Genomic DNA, 18047 nt, shown 5'->3' on the forward strand with positions numbered 1-18047 from the left:
GAGCACGATGCGCATCGGAGTCCTCACCGCAGGCGGCGACTGCCCCGGCCTGAACGCAGTGATCCGGTCGGTCGTGCACCGGGCGCTCACCGGTCACGGCGACGAGGTCATCGGCTTCGAGGACGGGTTCAAGGGCCTCCTCGACGGCCACTACCGCCCCCTCGACCTGAACGCCGTCAGCGGCATCCTCGCCCGCGGCGGCACCATCCTCGGCTCCGCCCGCCTGGAGCGGAACCGGCTGGCCGAGGCCGCCGAGTCCGCGCCCGACCTCGCCCGCGAGTACGGCATCGACGTCCTCATCCCGATCGGCGGCGAAGGCACCCTGACCGCCGCCCGGATGCTCTCCGACGCCGGCATGCCCGTCGTCGGCGTCCCGAAGACGATCGACAACGACATCTCCTCCACGGACCGCACCTTCGGCTTCGACACCGCCGTGGGCGTCGCCACCGAGGCCATGGACCGCCTCAAGACCACCGCCGAGTCCCACCAGCGGGTGATGGTCGTCGAGGTGATGGGCCGCCACGCCGGCTGGATCGCCCTGGAGTCCGGCATGGCCGGCGGTGCGCACGGCATCTGCCTGCCCGAGCGGCCCTTCCAGGTCGACGACCTCGTCAAGATGGTCGAGGAGCGCTTCGCCCGCGGCAAGAAGTTCGCCGTCATCTGCGTCGCCGAGGGCGCCCATCCGGCCGAGGGCTCGATGGAGTACCAGAAGGGCGAGATCGACCAGTTCGGCCACGAGCGCTTCCAGGGCATCGGCAACCAGCTCGCCGTCGAGCTGGAGCGTCGCCTCGGCAAGGAGGCCCGCCCGGTCATCCTCGGCCACGTCCAGCGCGGCGGCACGCCGACCGCGTACGACAGGGTGCTCGCCACCCGCTTCGGCTGGCACGCGGTCGAGGCCGCGCACCGCGGCGACTTCGGCCGGATGACGGCGCTGCGCGGCACGGGCGTCGAGATGGTGCCGCTGGCCGAGGCCGTGACCCGCCTGAAGACGGTCCCGGCGGACCGCATCCGCGAGGCGGAGTCGGTCTTCTAGCGGCAGGCCGGCCGCCCGGCCCCTGACGCGCACGAGTGGCCCCGACCGTACCCCCGTGGACGGTCGGGGCCACTCCGCTGTGCCCGGCATCCCTCCCGGAAATGCCGAGTTCCACTCTTGAGCCGGAGCGCGAGATCAACAAGGCTTGGGGCCTGTCCCGGACATGTCCCAACCCTGTCCGGCGGAAGGGAGAGCCGCGCATGACACCGGGGGAGCACAGCCCCGACCCGCGGGGGGCGGGGACCCCCGCCGAGTTCCTCGCGCGCCTCCAGGCACTCAAGGACTGGTCGGGCCTGACCTACCGCGAGCTCGCGGCCCGGGCGGAGGTGCGCGGGGACGTCCTGCCCCGGTCCACCGTGGCGAACATGCTGGCCCGCCCCACCCTGCCCCGCGAGGAGCTGCTCCTCGCCTTCGTCCGTGCCTGCGGGGTCGCGCCGGCCGCGCTGGAGGACTGGCGGACGGTACGGAGGGAGCTCGCGCGCCGGGGGACGTACGAACCGGTGGAGGAGGGTCCTGCGACGGACCTGACAGCGGATCCGGCGACGGACACGGACGCGAGCGGGGACGGGGGCGCGGGCATGGACGCGAACGGGGACGGGGGCGCGGACACGGACGCGGACGCGGCGAATGCGGGGGTGGTCGGCCCTCCCGACGCGTCCGCCGGTCCCTCGGAGGACTCCGCCCCGCCGCCCGCCTGGCCCGGCTCCCCCTCCCCTTCCCCTTCCCCGGACGGGCGGCCCGGTACGTCGTCCCGGATACGGCGGGCCCTCGTCGCGACGGTCGCGGTCGCCGGGCTCGTCCTCGCCGGCGTCAGCGTCGTCGCCGTCCTCCGGGACGGCGGCACCGGGCACGCCGGGCAGCAGCCTCCCCGTACCCCCACCGCGCCGACCGCCCCAGCTCCCGCCGCAGGGGACGTACGGATCCGGGTGACCGGCACGGAGTTCTGTCTCGGGGAGCGGCGGGGCACCCGTACCGGACAGGTCCATCAGGTGCCGTGCGCCGAGGCGGGCTTCCCGCTCTACTCCCTCGCCGCGGTGGCCGCCGGCCGGTGGAGGATCGTTTCGCACCACCCCGACTTCGGACCCGGCTGCTCCGGCATACCCTCCGGCGGCCGGATACCCGACGCCGCGTACGAGGACTCCGAGTGCGGGGACCCGAGCCGGGTCGAGGCCTTCGCCCTGGAGCCGTACGGCACTCCCGTCCGGGGCCACCGGATCGTCCCGGTCGGCTCCGCGACGCCCGGCAGCTGCGTCACGGTCGTCGGTGACCGCACGGCCGCCTGGGCGCGGCTGGCCCAGGCGCCCTGCGCGCCGGACGCGGCGGGCCAGCTCTTCTCCTTCGAGCGCCGCCCCTGAGGGTGCCCTGGTGCTGCCGATGTCCGCGGCCCGGCCCTAAGGCCGCTCCACCAGCCGGGCCCTCAGCGCCGGCACCACCGCCGGGTCGAGGCCGATGTGGTCGGTGACGTACGCGTCGACCGAGCCGTACCGGGCGCGCAGGTCCGCGAGGAACAGGCGGATGACGTCGGCGGGCGCACGGCCGTAGCCGGGCCAGCGCAGTTCGCGGCCCGGGTGCGTCGCCCGCCAGTCGGCGACCAGCCGTTCGGTGGCCAGCTCGGTGAGCGCGAAGTCGGCGTGGATCTCCTCGTCCGGGACGCCGACGAGGGCGAGGACGAGGGCGGCGAGCAGTCCCGTACGGTCCTTGCCGGAGGCGCAGTGGAAGACGAGCGGTCCGTCGGACGCGGCGATGAGTTCCAGGGCCGTACGGAGTTCCACCGCGCCGTCCTCGGCGACCTCGGCGAACCGGTCGGCGAGGTAGCGCCACGGGTCGAGGTCCGGGTCGATCTCCGCCTGGTCGTACGGGCGGTGCTCGATGGAGAGGTTGTGCCAGGAGACGCCCTCGGTCTCCGGGAGGCGGCCCTTGGCGGCGATCTCCCACGGGTAGCGCAGGTCGATCACCGTGGCCACGCGCAGCGCGCGGAAGCGTTCGAGGTCGGCGGGGTCGGCGTCCGCGAGCTTGGCGAGGGAGTCGGAGCGGTAGAGGGTCTCCCACCGCACGGTCCCGCCGTCGGCGGTCCGATAGCCGCCCAGGTCGCGGAAGTTGTGGAGTCGTTCGAAGGGTACGTGTCGTCTCACGGAGCCAATCTACGGCTCGGATCTACGGCTCCGGTCTGATTCAAGGCTCCGGTTCACGGCCCCGGTCGGCGGCGCCGATGCGCGGCGGCCCGCCCGGGTCACTGACCGACGGCCGCCCAGAAGTGGCCGGTTATCCCGTCCAGATACGCACGCCCCTCGTCGCCGGTCGCGCCCGACGCGCCCCAGCTGCTCGTCGCCACCATCCGGGCGTGGTACTCCGCGTGCAGCCGCTGCAGGGCGAACTCCAGGGTCCGCTTGGGCAGCGGCAGCATCTTCACCGCCGGTTTCACGTACGCCTGCCAGCGGGTGGTGGCGGCGTCGCGCAGCAGCTCGGCGAGGCGTTCGTCGCCGCCGGTCGCGGTGATCAGGGCGCGCGGGCCGAGACCGAGGACCTCCGCGAGCGTGGCCGTCTGGCGTTCGTTGCCGCGCCAGCGGCCCTCGTCCTCCATCCGCTGGTACGCGTGGGCGGTGACGCCCACCAGCCGGGCGAGCTCCTCGGCGGCGAGGCCGCGCGTGAGCCGGTGCTCGCGCAGGGTCGTGGCGGCGGCGATCAGCTCGGAGGGGGAGCACCACAGGACGCCGGCGAGGGCGGTGAGCTCCTGTTCGTCGGGGGCGGCCCGGCCGCGTTCCCACGCGACGACGGTGTCGGGATTGACGAAGAGGCCGTACTGGGCGCGCAGGCCGTAGGCGACATGACCGGGGTCCATGCCGAGGGCTTCGCGCAGCCGGCGGGCGGCCGGGGCGTTGAAGGGTGGTGAGGGTTGGTGCACCCGGCTCACGGTAGGTGCGCAGGGTAACGGCTGGCTACGGTGCGTTCCCCCAACGTGCAACGTCGTAGGAAGGTGGGAACCGGCCGGTAACCGAGCGCGATGATCATGGAAACAATCAGTGACCGCGCACTGGGCCTTCGAGCCAGCGGTACTGGAGCTCCGGGCGCCCGATCTGACCGTACTGCGGGGCGCGTACGGCGCGACCCTCCGTCACCAGGTGCTCCAGGTAGCGGCGGGCGGTGATCCGGGAGATCCCGACCACCGTGGCCGCCTCGGCGGCGGTGAGCCCGGCCGGGGTGGACCGGAGGGTACGGGTGACGGCCTCCAGGGTCGGTGCGCTCAGGCCCTTGGGGAGGGTGGCGGGGTGCGGCGCCCGGAGCGTGGCGAGCGCCCGGTCCACCTCGTCCTGCCCGGAGGCCTCGCCGGCCGTCGCCCGGAACTCGGCGTACCGGGCGAGCCGGTCCCGGAGGGTCGCGAAGGCGAAGGGCTTCAGGACGTACTGGACGACACCGAGGGAGACGCCCTCGCGGACGATCGCGAGGTCGCGGGCGGAGGTCACGGCGATGACGTCGGTGGAGTGCCCGGCGGCGCGCAGCGCGCGCAGCAGCTGGAGGCCGTGGCCGTCGGGGAGGTAGAGGTCGAGCAGGATCAGGTCGACCGGTGTCCGTTCGAGGACCCGCACGGCGGCGGCCCGGGAGTGGGCGACCCCGACGACGGTGAAGCCCTGGACCCGCCCCGCGTACAGCGCGTGGGCGTCGGCGGCGACGGGATCGTCCTCGACGACGAGTACCCGCAGGGAGGCAGCGCTCACGAGGCCACCTCGGCTTCGGGGGAGGGGCGGGGGCTGGGGGCGCGGCCCGGGTTGGGGGGGCCGTCGGGGGCGGGGGCGCTGCCCGGGCCGGGGGGCCCGTCGGGGGCGAGGGCGCTGTCCGGGTTGGGGGGCCCGGCTGTGTCCGGTCCGGGGGCCCCGGGCCGTCCCGCGGCTGTGGCCGGCCTGGGGGGTCCGGCCTGGCCGGTGGCCATGCCCGGCTCGGGTGCCTTGTCGTTCGGCGTCCCGGGCCGCGGGGGCAGGGCGGCGTCCCTGGCAAGGGGCGAGGCGGCGCCCTGTCGCGGCGGCGGCGTCGGCAAGGGCAGTCGTACCGTGAACTCCGCGCCGCCCTCCTCCGCGTCTGTGACGGCGAGCGTGCCCGACGCGCGGGTGACCGCCTGGCCCACCAGGGCCAGGCCGATGCCGCGGCCGGGGCCGCGGGTGGACCAGCCGCGGCCCAGGACCGCGTCCCGGTCGGCCGGGCGGACGCCGGGGCCGTTGTCACCGACCCGGAGCAGCAGCTCCCCGTCACCCGTGCGGGCCGCGACCGTGACGGTCACGCGCGCGTGCGGGGTCCCGCCGGCCGCCTCCACCGCGTTGTCGATGAGGTTGCCCAGGATCGTCACCAGGTCCCGGGCCGGCAGGGCCGCCGGAACGAGCCCGTCGTCGATACGGCTGTCGTCGGTGAGGACCAGCTCCACACCCCGCTCGTTGGCCTGCGCCGCCTTGCCGAGCAGCAGCGCCGCGAGCACCGGCTCCCCGACGGCGTCCACGACCCGGTCGGTGAGCGCCTGGGCGAGCTCGAGCTCCGCCGTCGCGAACTCCACCGCCTCGGCCACCCGCCCCAGTTCGATGAGCGAGACCACCGTGTGCAGCCGGTTCGCCGCCTCGTGGGCCTGCGACCTGAGCGCCTCCGTGAAGCCACGCTCGGAGTCCAACTCGCCGGACAGCGACTGGAGTTCAGTACGGTCCCTGAGCGTGACGACCGTCCCGCGCCGCTCCCCGCCCACCACCGGCCGGGTGTTGACCACGAGGACCCGGTCGGCCGTCAGATGCGTCTCGTCCACGCGCGGCTCCGAGGACAGCAGCGCACCCGTCAGCGTCGCGGGCAGCCCGAGCTCGGCCGCCGGCCGGCCGACGACCCCCTCGTCAAGCCCGAGCAGCTCCCGCGCCCCGTCGTTGATGAGGGCGATCCGCCGCCGCCCGTCGAGCATCACGAGCCCTTCGCGGACCGCGTGCAGCGCCGCCTCGTGGTAGTCGTGCATCCGGCTCAGCTCCGTCGCGTTCATGCCGTGCGTGTGCCGGCGCAGCCGCGCGTTGACCACGTACGTCCCCGCCCCGCCGAGCGCGAGCGCCGCGCCCGCCATGCCGAGCAGCGCGGTGACCTGCTCCCGTACCTGCTCGCTGATCGTGTCGATCGTGATGCCCGCGCTGACCAGCGCGACGACCCTGCCGTCGTCGAAGACGGGCGCCACCGTCCGTACGGAGGGGCCGAGTATCCCCAGATGGGTCTCGGAGTACGTCCGGCCCGCCGCGGCCTCCTCGATGTGGCCGAGGTACGTCCGGCCGATCTGCGCGGGCTCCGGGTGGGTCCAGCGGGTGCCGTCCGGGGCCATGATCACCACGAACGCGACACCCGCGTGGCCGCGCAGGGACTCGGCGTACGGCTGGAGCACCGCCGTCGGGTCCGCGGAGCGGGCCGCCGCGACCACGGACGGGGAGTCGGCGACGGCCGCGGCGGTCGCGGTGGCCTGGCGCCGCGCGGTCTCCTCGGCCTGCGCCCGGTCCGTCACGTACGCGAAGACCGCGCACCCCGCCACGACGACGGCCACGAGCACGACCTGCATCGCGAAGAGCTGGCCGGCCAGGCTGCGGGGGTGGGGGAGGGGGAGGCGGACACGCATGCGGGTAAGTGTGCACGCCGGAATGTGCGCCGGAGCGTGACGTTCCCGAATCGTTCCTTTTCCGCAGTCGCTGCCGTCGCCGCTTCCGTCGCCGCGCGCGATGCCCGCCGACGTGCGCCGATGCCCGCCCGGCGCCAGTCCGGCGTTTCGGTCGTGAACGAAACGTACGCAACCGTGACCCCGGTCACAGGCTGATGAATAGTCGCGGTGGTCCACCGGGACGTGGACATGGACACCCCCAGCGCGAGGAGGACCCCGTGGCCGCACGACGGGACCGCACCCACTATCTGTATCTGGCCGTCATCGGCGCCGTACTGCTCGGCATCGCGGTCGGCTTCCTGGCGCCCGGCGTCGCCGTCGAGCTCAAGCCGCTGGGCACCGGCTTCGTCAACCTGATCAAGATGATGATCTCGCCGATCATCTTCTGCACGATCGTGCTCGGAGTCGGATCGGTCCGGAAGGCCGCGAAGGTCGGCGCCGTCGGTGGCCTCGCCCTCGGCTACTTCATGGTCATGTCCACCGTCGCCCTCGCCATCGGCCTGCTCGTCGGCAACCTCCTGGAGCCCGGCTCCGGGCTCCACCTCACCAAGGAGCTGGCCGAGGCCGGTGCCAAGCAGGCCGAGGGCGCGAGCGAGTCCACGCCGGACTTCCTGCTCGGGATCATCCCGAAGACCCTCGTCTCCGCCTTCACCGAGGGCGAGGTCCTCCAGACCCTCCTCGTCGCCCTGCTCGCCGGCTTCGCACTCCAGGCCATGGGCGCGGCCGGAGAACCGGTTCTGCGGGGGATCGGGCACATCCAGCGGCTCGTCTTCCGCATCCTCGGCATGATCATGTGGGCCGCCCCGGTGGGCGCGTTCGGCGCGATCGCGGCCGTCGTCGGCGCGACCGGCGCCGCCGCGCTGAAGTCCCTCGCCGTCATCATGATCGGCTTCTACCTGACCTGCGCGATCTTCGTCTTCGTCGTGCTCGGGCTGCTCCTCAAGCTGGTCGCGGGGCTCAACATCTGGTCCCTCCTGAAGTACCTGGGTCGCGAGTTCCTGCTGATCCTCTCGACGTCGTCGTCGGAGTCCGCGCTGCCCCGGCTCATCGCGAAGATGGAGCACCTGGGTGTCAGCAAGCCGGTCGTCGGCATCACCGTGCCGACCGGCTACTCCTTCAACCTCGACGGCACCGCGATCTACCTGACGATGGCCTCGCTGTTCGTCGCCGAGGCGATGGGCGACCCTCTGTCGGTCGGCGAGCAGATCTCCCTCCTCGTCTTCATGATCATCGCCTCGAAGGGGGCCGCCGGCGTCACCGGAGCCGGACTCGCGACCCTCGCGGGCGGACTCCAGTCGCACCGGCCCGAGCTGGTCGACGGGGTGGGCCTGATCGTCGGCATCGACCGCTTCATGAGCGAGGCCCGCGCCCTCACCAACTTCGCGGGCAACGCCGTCGCCACGGTGCTGGTCGGCACCTGGACGAAGGAGATCGACAAGGCGCGGGTCTCCGAGGTCCTCGCCGGCCGGGTCCCCTTCGACGAGAAGACCCTCGTCGACGACCACGCCCCGGCGTCCCCCGTCCCGGACCAGCGAGCCGACGACGCCGGGGAGAAGGCCCGCGCGGGCGTCTGAAGACCCCGGGTCCCGGGCCTTGAGCCGGATCCGGGCCCCGGGAGAAGGGCGGCCCCCAACGGGGTCGCCCTTTTCGCGCGCCGACCACCCCCGCCGGCCGGCCACCCCCGACCGGCTGCCCCTCACCGACCACCCCCGGCCGGCTGCCCCTCACCGACCACCCCCGACCGGCTGCCCCTCACCGACCACCCCCGGCCGACTGCCCTCACCGGCCGACCCCACCGGCCACCCCTCACCGGCCGTCCAGTTCCGCCAACTCCCCTCCCGTCAGGACGAGAGCGGCCGCCGCCGCCGAGTCCCGGGCCGACTCGGGACGGCTCGCGCCCGGGATCGGCAGGACCGTCTCCGAGCGGGCGAGCAGCCAGGCCAGTGCCACCCGCTGCGGGCTGACCCCGTGAGCCCGCGCCACCCGGTGGAAGGCCCCGAACTCGGGGTCCTCCTCCCGCGCCGACGCCCCGTCCAGGGAGCTGCGCGAGATCCCGCCCAGCGGGCTCCACGGCAGGAAGGCGAGGCCGAGTTCGGCGCACAGCCGCAGTTCGGGCTCGCTGTCCCGTACCGCGGGCGAGTAGCGGTTCTGTACGGAGACCAGCCGGTCGCCCAGGATCTCGCGGGCCAGCAGGATCTGCGCGGTGTCCACGTTCGAGATCCCGGCCAGCCGGACCGTCCCCGCGTCCAGCAACTCCCGTATCGCGCCGAGCGATTCGGCGTACGGGACGGCCGGGTCCGGCTTGTGCAGCTGGTACAGGCCGATCGGGCCGCCCCCGAGCCGTCGCGCCGACGCCTCCGCCGCCCGCCGCAGGTGCTCGGGCCGGCCGTCGACCGTCCAGCCGCCGTCGTCCGTGCGGCCACGGCCGCCCTTGGTCGCGACCAGGATGCCGTCGGTGCGACCCCCGTACGCGGCCAGGGCCCGGCCCACGAGCAGCTCGCCCTCGCCGGGTTCGCCGCCCGGCGGGTGGTAGGAGTCGGCGGTGTCGAGGAGTGTGACGCCCGCGTCGAGCGCCGCGTGCACGGTGGCGAGGGCCCGCGCCTCGTCCGGCCGGCCCTCGATCGAGAGCGGCATCGTGCCCAGACCGACCGCCCCGACCCGTACGTCCCCCAGCGTCCTTTCGTTCCCCGGCATCCGTGCGTCCCCCGCTGTCCGTGCGTCCCCCGGCATCCCTGCATCCCCCACCATCCGGTCCCGCGTCACAACTTCACCCCCAGCGTCTCCGACACGGCCCGCGGCAGCCACTCCGAGGAATGCGAGAAGGCATAACCGAGCTCACCCGCCCGCGCGTTGTCCATCGCGTACGAACGGGCGAAGGAGAACGGTGAGACCTCGCCGACCTCCACCTCCTGGTAGACCGCCCGGCCGCCCACCCGCTTCTCGATCTCCGCGCAGATCTCGGCCGTGGTCAGCGGGCCATGGGAATGGGCGTTCACCGGGCCGGTGAATTCCGCCTCGACCGCCCACGCGAGGAACGCGGCGATCTCCTCCACGTACACATAGGTCGCCGGACGGTTCACCACAGGGACGGCGATCGGCTCGCCCGCCCGGATCCGCCGCGCGTAGTGGTCGAGCCGGCCGGTGAAGTCGTCCTCGCCGCCGAGCACATGGGCCACCCGCACCGAGGTCCACGCGAAGGGTGGCCCCGCCGCGAACACCGCCTCCGCCTGCCGCTTCCCCTCCCCGTAGTGCGCCTCGCGGAACTCCGGGTGGTCCCAGGCCAGGCCCGTGTCGACGAGGACCGTGTCCAGGTCGAGGACGGACTCGGCGACCGGCACGGCCGAGTCCTCGTACGCGTACACCTCGACCGTCGACGTCATCACGTACCGCCCGGTGCGCGGGCCGAACACGCGCCGGGCGATCTCCGCCTGGCGCGGGGTGTAGCAGACCTGGTCGACGACGACGTCGAAGGTGCGGCCCGCGAGGACGGATTCCAGGGCGGATTCGTCGTCCCGGTCGGCGACGAGGTGCTCGATTCCCGCGGGCGCCCCCGAAGAGCCCCGGTTGAGCATCGTGATCCGATGCCCGGATTCCCGCAGAAGGGCGATGAGCCGCTTTCCGAAATAGCGATTCCCGCCGATGACCAGAACGTCCATCAATTCCAACTCCCTTGTGTCACGGGACAAGTGTTACGTTGATCCGTCGCCGTCTGAAGGGGGAAACATGGGAGTCCCGGCCGCCGTACCGAAGGAACCACGGCCTTCGCGTCCCGCCACCGTCGAAACCTCGGCGGGCGCTTTCGACGCCGTCGACCGGCGGATCCTGGACCTCCTCCAGAGCGACGGCCGCATCAAGCTCAGCGAGCTGGGCCGCCGCGTCCGGCTCAGCCCGGCCGCCGTCACCGAGCGGGTCCGCCGCCTTGAGGCGAGCGGCGCGGTCACCGGCTACGGCGCGCATGTCTCCCCGGCCCGGCTCGGCTACGGCATCCAGGCCTTCATCCGTGTGAACCCGCACGGCGGCTACACCCTGAAGCACCCCAGGACCCTGGAGCTGACCGCGCGCCCCGAGGTCCTGGAGGTCCACCACGTGGTGGGTGAGGACTGCTGGATCCTCAAGGTCGCCGTCACCGACACCATCCACCTGGAGGAGATCCTGGAACAGACGTCGGCCCTCGGCCGGACCACGACCTCGATCGTCCTGTCGTCCCCCGTGTCCCGGAAGCCCCTGCTGCCGCCCGGCTGAGCCCGTTCCCACCACGTCCCCCTTGCCTTGACGTCGGCGTCAAGGCCTACGGTCGGGGACATGCGCATCGGAGAGCTGGCCGAGCGGGCCGGGACCACCACGCGGACTCTGCGGTACTACGAGTCCCGGGGTCTCCTGACCGCCCGGCGCACGGAGCAGGGGTACCGCACGTATGACGAGGACGACCTGCGGCTCCTCCAGCAGATCAGGACCCTTCAGGACTTCGGGTTCGAGCTGGAGGACACGCGGCCGTTCGTCGACTGCCTCCGCGCGGGGCACCCGGCGGGGGACTCCTGTCCCGCGTCGATCGCCGTCTACCGGCGGAAGGTCGCCGAGCTCGACGGCCTCATCGAACAGCTCCAGGCGGTACGCGCCCAGATGGGCGCCCAGCTGCTGCGGGCCGAGGCGGAGCTGCCGCACGGCCCGGAGCCCCGGTGCGCACTCGAAGCGGACACGGATACGGAGGGGTGACGGAGATGACGACGTCCACACAAGGCGTGACCGAGGTGACGGACGCGGACTTCGCGGCGGAGGTGCTGGGATCCGGGCTGCCGGTCCTGGTGAAGTTCACCGCGGAGTGGTGCGGGCCGTGCCGGCAGCTGAAGCCGGTACTCGCCGCGATCGCCGCGGAGGAGGCGGCGCGGCTGCGGATCGTCGAGATCGACGTCGACCGCAACCCGGAGACCACGGTGCGGTACGGGGTGCTCGCGACCCCGACGATGATGGTCTTCCGGGCGGGGGAGCCGGTGAAGTCGATCGTCGGAGCCCGCCCGAAGCGCCGCCTCCTGGAGGAGCTGGAGGACGTGCTCGCCTGACATCCGCCCCGCAGGGCATTCCGGCAGGGCATACGGAAATACCCCGACTAGAATTGACAGTCGGGGTATTTCATCGCGTATATTGATGGATTCCGTGTCTGGAAAGACCACAGACGCAGAGAAGTTCAATAAACGCACTGTATCGCGCCGGGAGTGGAATTGTCAACCGAGGAATTTCGGAACGAGCAGCAATTCATCACCGATCTCTACACGCGGCTCGACGACCTGAGGGACCAGGCCGAGGCCGCCGTCGAGCAGGCCCTGCGCACCCCGGGGGCCGGCAGCAACCAGGGCCGGCTCGAACGGGACGTCATGGTCGCCGAGCAGTCCGGGCTGCTGGCCGCGTTCAACGCGGGGGAGAGCGGGCTCTGTTTCGGGCGTCTCGTCTTCAAGGACGGGCGCGACCACCACATCGGCCGGCTCGGCATCCGCGAGGACGACCCGAACCGCACCCCGCTCGTCGTCGACTGGCGCGCCGAGGTCGCCCGCCCCTTCTACCTCGCCACCGGGTACGAGCCGATGGGCCTCTCCCGCCGGCGGCACATCAGCACCCTCGGCCGCACGGTGACCGCCCTCCACGACGAGGTCCTGGACCTGGGCGACACCACCCGCACCGGGTACGAGAGCCGCGACGCCGACGAGGTGCTGCTCGCCGCGCTCGACGCGGCCCGCACCGGCCGGATGCACGACATCGTGCAGACCATCCAGGCCGAGCAGGACGCCATCATCCGCTCCCCGCACCGCGGGGTCCTCGTCGTCGAGGGCGGCCCCGGCACCGGCAAGACGGCCGTCGCCCTGCACCGCGCCGCGTACCTCCTCTACGCGCACCGCGAGCAGCTCGCCAAGCGGGCCGTCCTCATCGTCGGCCCCAACCCGGCCTTCCTCGGCTACATCGGCAACGTCCTGCCCTCCCTCGGCGAGACAGGCGTCCTCCTCGCCACCCCCGCCGAGCTCTTCCCCGGCGTCCGTGCCACCGGCACCGACACCCCGCGCGCCGCTGCCGTCAAGGGCTCCGCCGCCATGGCGGAGGCGCTCGCCGGGGCCGTACGCGACCGCCAGCAGGTCCCCGAGCGCGGCGAACCGCTGATCGTCCCGCACGAGGACGGCGACCTGGTCATCGACTGGGACATGGCCCTCGAAGCCCGCCACAAGGCCCGCGAGACGGCCCTCCCGCACAACCTCGCCCGCCCCTACTTCGTCTTCCGGATCCTGGACGCGCTCGCCGAGCAGCTCGCCGACCGGATCGGCGCGGACCCCTACGGCGGCCCCAACTTCCTCGGCCCCGACGACATCGCCCTGCTTGCCAAGGACATCGCGGCCAACCCCGACGTCTACGCGGCGGTCGACACCCTCTGGCCCGCCCTCACCCCGCAGGACTTCCTCGCCGACTACCTCACCGAACCCACCCACCTCCCCGAGGCGGACGCCGCCGAGATCCGGCGCGAAGGCGGGCCCTGGACCCCCGCCGACGTGCCGCTGCTCGACGAGGCCGCCGAACTCCTCGGCGAGGACGACTCGGCCGTCCGCGCCGCCGAGGAGGCCGAACGGCAGAAGCAGATCCAGTACGCGCAGGGCGTCCTCGACGTCTCCTACGCCTCCCGCACCTACGAGTTCGAGGACAAGGAGGAGCAGGACAAGGACGCATCCGAGGTCCTCTCGGCGCACGACATCATCGACGCCGAACGCTTCGCCGAGCGGCACGAGGAGGCCGACCACCGCACCGCCGCCGAACGCGCCGCCGCCGACCGCACCTGGGCCTTCGGGCACATCATCGTCGACGAGGCCCAGGAGCTGTCCGCGATGGCCTGGCGGCTCCTCATGCGCCGCAGCCCGAACCGCTCGATGACCCTGGTCGGCGACCCGGCCCAGACCGGCGACCCGGCGGGCGTCGGGTCCTGGGAGCGGATCCTCGCCCCGTACGTGGAAGACCGCTGGGAGCTGGTGCGGCTCGGCGTCAACTACCGTACGCCCGCCGAGATCATGGCCGTCGCGGCCGAGGTCCGGCGGGCCGACGACCCCGGGTTCGAGCCGCCGAGCTCCGTGCGTTCCACGGGAGTGGAACCCTGGGACCGGACCGTCGACGACCCGGTGAAGGAGGCCGCCGACGCGGTGGCGGCCGAGTTGCGCAACGAGGGCCGGATCGCCGTCATCGCCCCGCCGGAGCTGCACCCCGGCCTGGTCGCGGCCCTCCCGGACGCCGCGTACGGCCCGGCACCCGACCTCACCCGGCCGGTGGTCCTGCTCGATCCCCGGCAGGCGAAGGGCCTGGAGTTCGACACGGTCCTCGTCGTCGACCCGGAGGCCGTCGTGGCCGGCGCCGCGCACGGCACCAACGACCTGTACGTGGCGCTGACCCGGGCGACCCAGCGGCTCGGCATCATCCGGACGACGGCGGCGCGACCCCGCCCGTGACGCCGGACGCCCCCGACCACACAGAGTGGGCGGGGGCGTCCGGGGCTCACGCGGGCCGCAGCCAGACCGTCGCGAGCGGCGGGAGCGTCATCCGGATACTCGCCGCGCGCCCGTGGTGCGGCACCGTCTCCGTCTTCAGCGGGTCGCGTCCCACCACGTCCCCGCCGCCGTACCGCCCGTCGTCCGTGTTCAGGACCTCCGTCCAGGCGACCACCGTGTCCGGCACACCGAGCCGGTAGTCGTGCCGCACCACCGGCGAGAAGTTGCAGACGGCGAGCAGCGGCGAGCCGGCCGCGTCGAAGCGCAGGAAGGCGAAGACGTTGTCCTCGGCGGCGTCCCCGACCACCCACTGGAAGCCCTCGGGGGCGGTGTCCCGCTCCCAGAGCGAGGGCGTCGCCGTGTACACCGTGTTCAGGTCGCGGACGAGATCCCGCACCCCCCGGTGGTCCGGCTCCGCCCCGTACGCCGGGTCGAGCAGCCACCAGTCGGGCCCGTGGTCCGCCGACCACTCCGCCCCCTGCGCGAACTCCTGCCCCATGTAGAGCAGTTGCTTGCCCGGATGGGCCCACATGAAGCCGAGGTAGGCGCGGTGGTTGGCGCGCTGCTGCCACCAGTCGCCCGGCATCTTCGACACCAGGGCCCGCTTGCCGTGCACCACCTCGTCGTGCGAGATCGGCAGGATGTAGTTCTCGCTGTACGCGTACACCATCGAGAAGGTCATCTCGTGGTGGTGGTACTTGCGGTGCACCGGCTCCTTCTGCACGTACTCGAGGGAGTCGTGCATCCAGCCCATGTTCCACTTCATGCCGAAGCCCAGACCGCCGAAACCGCCCGGCCCCACCTGGTCCGTCGCCCGCGTCACCCCGTCCCAGGCCGTGGACTCCTCCGCGAACGTGATGATCCCCGGGCAGCGCCGGTACACGGTCGCGTTCATCTCCTGGAGGAAGGCCACCGCGTCCAGGTTCTCCCGGCCCCCGTACTCGTTCGGCAGCCACTCGCCGTGCTCCCGCGAGTAGTCCAGGTAGAGCATCGACGCGACCGCGTCGACCCGCAGGCCGTCGATGTGGAACTCCTGGCACCAGTACACGGCGTTCGCCACCAGGAAGTTCCGCACCTCCTTGCGGCCGTAGTCGAATTCCAGGGTCCCCCAGTCGGGGTGGTGCGAGCGGCGCGGGTCCTCGTGCTCGTACAGCGGACGCCCGTCGAACTCCGCGAGCGCCCAGTCGTCCTTCGGGAAGTGCGCCGGGACCCAGTCCATCAGGACCCCGATCCCCGCCCGGTGCAGCGAGTCGACCAGGAACCTGAAGTCGTCGGGGGTGCCCATGCGGGCCGTCGGCGCGTAGAACCCCGTCACCTGGTAGCCCCAGGAGCCGCCGAAGGGATGCTCGGTGACCGGCATCAGCTCCACGTGCGTGAAACCGAGGTCACGGACGTACGCGGGCAGCTGCTCGGCGAGCTGGCGGTACGTGAGCCCCGGCCGCCACGACGGCAGATGCACCTCGTAGACCGAGAGCGGCGCCTCGTGGTGCGGGCGGTCGCCGCGCCGCTCCATCCACTCCGCGTCGTCCCACGTGTAGTGCGAGGCCGTGACGATCGACGCGGTGTTCGGCGGGCACTCGGTACGGCGGGCCATCGGGTCCGCGCGGAGCGTGTGCGTACCGTCGGGGCGCGTGATGTCGTACTTGTAGACCGCGCCCTCCCCGATCCCCGGCACGAACAGCTCCCACACGCCCGTCGCCCCCAGCGAGCGCATCGGAAGGCCCGTGCCGTCCCAGTGCGTGAACTCACCGGTGACCCGCACCCCGCGCGCGTTCGGCGCCCAGACCGCGAACCGCGTGCCCGACACGCCCTCGTGGGTCATCGGGTGGGAGCCGAGCGCCGTCCACAGCTCCTCGTGCCGGCCCTCGCCGATGAGATGCAGGTCCAGCTCGCCGAGGGACGGCAGGAAGCGGTACGGGTCGTGCACGGCGAGCTCGTCGCCGTCGTAGCGGACGCGGAGCTCGTACGCCGGGACCTTGCGGAGCAGCGGCAGGAGCCCCGAGAAGAGGCCGTCGCCCTCGTCGCGCAGCGGCACGCGCTTGCCCTTGGCGAGGACGGTGACCTCCTTCGCCCACGGGCGCAGCACCCGCACCACGACCCCGCCGCGCACCGGATGCGCGCCGAGCACGCCGTGCGGGTCGTGGTGCTCCCCGGCGAGCAGCCGGGCCCGGTCACCGGGATCGAGCGGTGGCGGGGACGTGGTCCTGGTGGCCTTGGTCTTGGTGCTGCTGCGGGCCGTCTTGCCTGCGGGGCGGGCGGTCACCGGGGGTGCCTCCTAAGGGGTACGGGGCTACTGATGCGCAACGGTGAGGTGCGGGGGCGGGACACGCGGCCGAACGGGTCATGGGGTTGTCGACAGGCGTTCGATGGCGGACATGGGCACCGGGAGCCAGTCCGGGCGGTGGCGGGCCTCGTACACGACCTCGTAGACCGCCTTGTCCGTCTCGTAGGCGCGCAGGAGCGCCGGGTCCGCCCGGGGGTCCGCGCCCGCCGCCTCCGCGTACCCCGCGCAGAACGCCGCCCGGCACCGCGCCGCCCACTCCGCGTTCCACGGGCGGTGGGTGCGGGCCGCGTAGTCGAAGGAGCGCAGCATCCCCGCCACGTCACGGACCGTGGGCTGCGGGCTGCGCCGCTCGTCCAGCGACTTCGCCGGCTCGCCCTCGAAGTCGATGACGGCCCAGCCGCCGTCGGCCCCCCGCAGGGTCTGCCCCAGGTGCAGGTCGCCGTGGATGCGCTGGACCGCGCTGCCCCCGGCCGCACCGCTCGCCGCCGCGAACACGGCCCGCAGGCCGGGCACGTGCGGCAGGAGCGCGGGCACGGCCTGCGCCGCCGAGTGCAGCCGCCGGTCCATCGCGGCCGCGAGCTGCTCGGTCTCGGCCCGGGCGAGCCGCCGGGTCGGCAGGGCCTCGGCGAGGGCGAGGTGGACCTCGGCCGTGGCCCGGCCGAGGTCCCGCGCCTCGGCGGTGAACTCCCTTTCGTCGGCCAGCGAGTCGAGCGCGAGCCGCCAGCCGTCCCGTGAGTCCCGCAGATAGGGCTGGAGGACACCGAGGGTCGATGCCCCCGACTCGAACCAGGCGACCGGCGCGGGGACCCGGTCGCAGCCGGCCCCGGCGAGGGCGAGCGGCAGTTCCAGGTCGGGGTTGGCACCGGGGCTGACCCGGCGGAAGATCTTCAGGATGTACGAATCGCCATAGACAAGGGACGAGTTGGACTGCTCGGCGTCGAGGACGCGGGGCGCGAGCGCGGCCGGAAGGGCCGTCGTGGCGTGGAAGCGCAGGGGGCCGGTCCGGCCCGGTGTGCGCAGCCGCTCGTAGAGGAGGCCGGCGAGCCGCGGGTCGCGCAGCCCTTCGTACACGGCGCGTCCGGCGAGCGGCCCCTGCCGGATGCGCCCGAGCAGGGCGGGCGCGAGCCGGGGCGGTAGCTGGCTCCGTACGCCAAGGAACACCTGGTAGCAGTCGGTGGGTGTGCCGGGCGGGCGGCTCGGCTGTTCGACCCGTACGAGCAGATGGAGGAGTCCGGGGCCCGGGCCGTCCAGGGGCAGCAGCTCGGTGGCCGCTTCGAGCGTGAATCCGGTGACCCGGCGGCCCTTGCCCGCGAACCAGCGCTGCCTGGGCAGCCATTCGTGGAGCAGAGGTGCGAGGGACGGAAGGAGGGCGTCCGGGGCCCGGGTGGTGGATGCGGTCTCCGGCATGGCATCGCGTCCTTTCCCCGGGGCGCGCAGTTGACTTTCGTATGCGTTCAAATGCGCAGAGTGTCCCGGATGGCGGCTAGGGCTGTCCGGATGTGCGGGACGTGTCGGAGGGGGAAGATCCGTATGGGCCCGGCAAGAAGGCCCGGATGGACCTGAATCGTG

At 73.2% G+C, this 18047-nt stretch carries 15 protein-coding genes; 7 read left to right on the plus strand and 8 right to left on the minus strand.

Annotated features, from left to right (window positions below):
- Positions 1-7: 7 nt before the first annotated feature.
- Entirely contained in the window at positions 8-1033 is a 1026-nt protein-coding gene (locus ACIRB7_RS25635; RefSeq protein ID WP_403602928.1) for an ATP-dependent 6-phosphofructokinase, read from the plus strand.
- Positions 1034-1233: 200 nt separating this feature from the next.
- Positions 1234-2388: a helix-turn-helix domain-containing protein gene (locus tag ACIRB7_RS25640; RefSeq protein WP_403602930.1), complete on the plus strand. Its 1155-nt coding sequence runs from the start codon at positions 1234-1236 to the stop codon at positions 2386-2388.
- A 36-nt stretch (positions 2389-2424) separates the two neighbouring features.
- Here ACIRB7_RS25640 and ACIRB7_RS25645 read toward each other — a convergent pair whose 3' ends face one another.
- From ACIRB7_RS25645 to ACIRB7_RS25660, 4 genes are all read right to left on the minus strand, one after another.
- Complete coding sequence (locus ACIRB7_RS25645) at positions 2425-3165, minus strand: tyrosine-protein phosphatase (protein ID WP_403602932.1); 741 nt, start codon at positions 3163-3165, stop codon at positions 2425-2427.
- Positions 3166-3263: 98 nt separating this feature from the next.
- On the minus strand, positions 3264-3872 hold the full coding sequence (locus ACIRB7_RS25650) for a helix-turn-helix domain-containing protein (protein ID WP_403603263.1): 609 nt from the start codon (positions 3870-3872) through the stop codon (positions 3264-3266).
- A gap of 178 nt (positions 3873-4050) precedes the next feature.
- Positions 4051-4746, minus strand: a complete 696-nt coding sequence (locus tag ACIRB7_RS25655) for a response regulator (protein ID WP_403602934.1) — start codon at positions 4744-4746, stop codon at positions 4051-4053.
- Positions 4743-6647: an ATP-binding protein gene (locus ACIRB7_RS25660; RefSeq protein WP_403602936.1), complete on the minus strand. Its 1905-nt coding sequence runs from the start codon at positions 6645-6647 to the stop codon at positions 4743-4745. The genes ACIRB7_RS25655 and ACIRB7_RS25660 overlap by 4 nt, the downstream gene beginning before the upstream one ends.
- Positions 6648-6841: 194 nt before the next feature.
- On the opposite strand from ACIRB7_RS25660, the gene ACIRB7_RS25665 reads away from it, so the two are divergent.
- Positions 6842-8260 carry a cation:dicarboxylate symporter family transporter gene (locus ACIRB7_RS25665; RefSeq protein ID WP_403602938.1) on the plus strand — a complete coding sequence of 473 codons (1419 nt, stop codon included), beginning with the start codon at positions 6842-6844 and terminating at the stop codon, positions 8258-8260.
- Positions 8261-8492: 232 nt separating this feature from the next.
- Here ACIRB7_RS25665 and ACIRB7_RS25670 read toward each other — a convergent pair whose 3' ends face one another.
- Positions 8493-9380 (minus strand): aldo/keto reductase, encoded by an 888-nt coding sequence (locus ACIRB7_RS25670; RefSeq protein WP_403602940.1) that lies wholly within the window; start codon positions 9378-9380, stop codon positions 8493-8495.
- 65 nt (positions 9381-9445) lie between these two features.
- Positions 9446-10342, minus strand: coding sequence for an NAD-dependent epimerase/dehydratase family protein (locus ACIRB7_RS25675; RefSeq protein WP_403602942.1), 897 nt, complete (start codon positions 10340-10342; stop codon positions 9446-9448).
- A gap of 67 nt (positions 10343-10409) precedes the next feature.
- Between ACIRB7_RS25675 and ACIRB7_RS25680 the strand changes: the two genes are divergently transcribed.
- The 4 genes from ACIRB7_RS25680 to ACIRB7_RS25695 all read left to right on the plus strand — a co-directional run bounded on the left by ACIRB7_RS25680 (position 10410) and on the right by ACIRB7_RS25695 (position 14155).
- Positions 10410-10928: an Lrp/AsnC family transcriptional regulator gene (locus ACIRB7_RS25680; protein ID WP_403602944.1), complete on the plus strand. Its 519-nt coding sequence runs from the start codon at positions 10410-10412 to the stop codon at positions 10926-10928.
- A gap of 60 nt (positions 10929-10988) precedes the next feature.
- Positions 10989-11399, plus strand: a complete 411-nt coding sequence (locus ACIRB7_RS25685; protein ID WP_403602946.1) for a MerR family transcriptional regulator — start codon at positions 10989-10991, stop codon at positions 11397-11399.
- Between the two features lie 5 nt (positions 11400-11404).
- Positions 11405-11743: a thioredoxin family protein gene (locus tag ACIRB7_RS25690; protein WP_403602948.1), complete on the plus strand. Its 339-nt coding sequence runs from the start codon at positions 11405-11407 to the stop codon at positions 11741-11743.
- Between the two features lie 159 nt (positions 11744-11902).
- Positions 11903-14155, plus strand: a complete 2253-nt coding sequence (locus ACIRB7_RS25695) for a HelD family protein (protein WP_403603265.1) — start codon at positions 11903-11905, stop codon at positions 14153-14155.
- Between the two features lie 46 nt (positions 14156-14201).
- Here the strand turns inward: ACIRB7_RS25695 and glgB are convergent, their stop codons facing one another.
- Both glgB and ACIRB7_RS25705 read right to left on the minus strand, forming a co-directional pair.
- Positions 14202-16457, minus strand: a complete 2256-nt coding sequence (glgB, locus tag ACIRB7_RS25700) for a 1,4-alpha-glucan branching enzyme (protein ID WP_403602950.1) — start codon at positions 16455-16457, stop codon at positions 14202-14204.
- A 78-nt stretch (positions 16458-16535) separates the two neighbouring features.
- Complete coding sequence (locus ACIRB7_RS25705; RefSeq protein ID WP_403602952.1) at positions 16536-17885, minus strand: maltokinase; 1350 nt, start codon at positions 17883-17885, stop codon at positions 16536-16538.
- Between the last annotated feature and the right edge of the window lie 162 nt (positions 17886-18047).

The organism is Streptomyces sp. NPDC093795, from assembly GCF_044764665.1.
GTDB lineage: Bacteria > Actinomycetota > Actinomycetes > Streptomycetales > Streptomycetaceae > Streptomyces.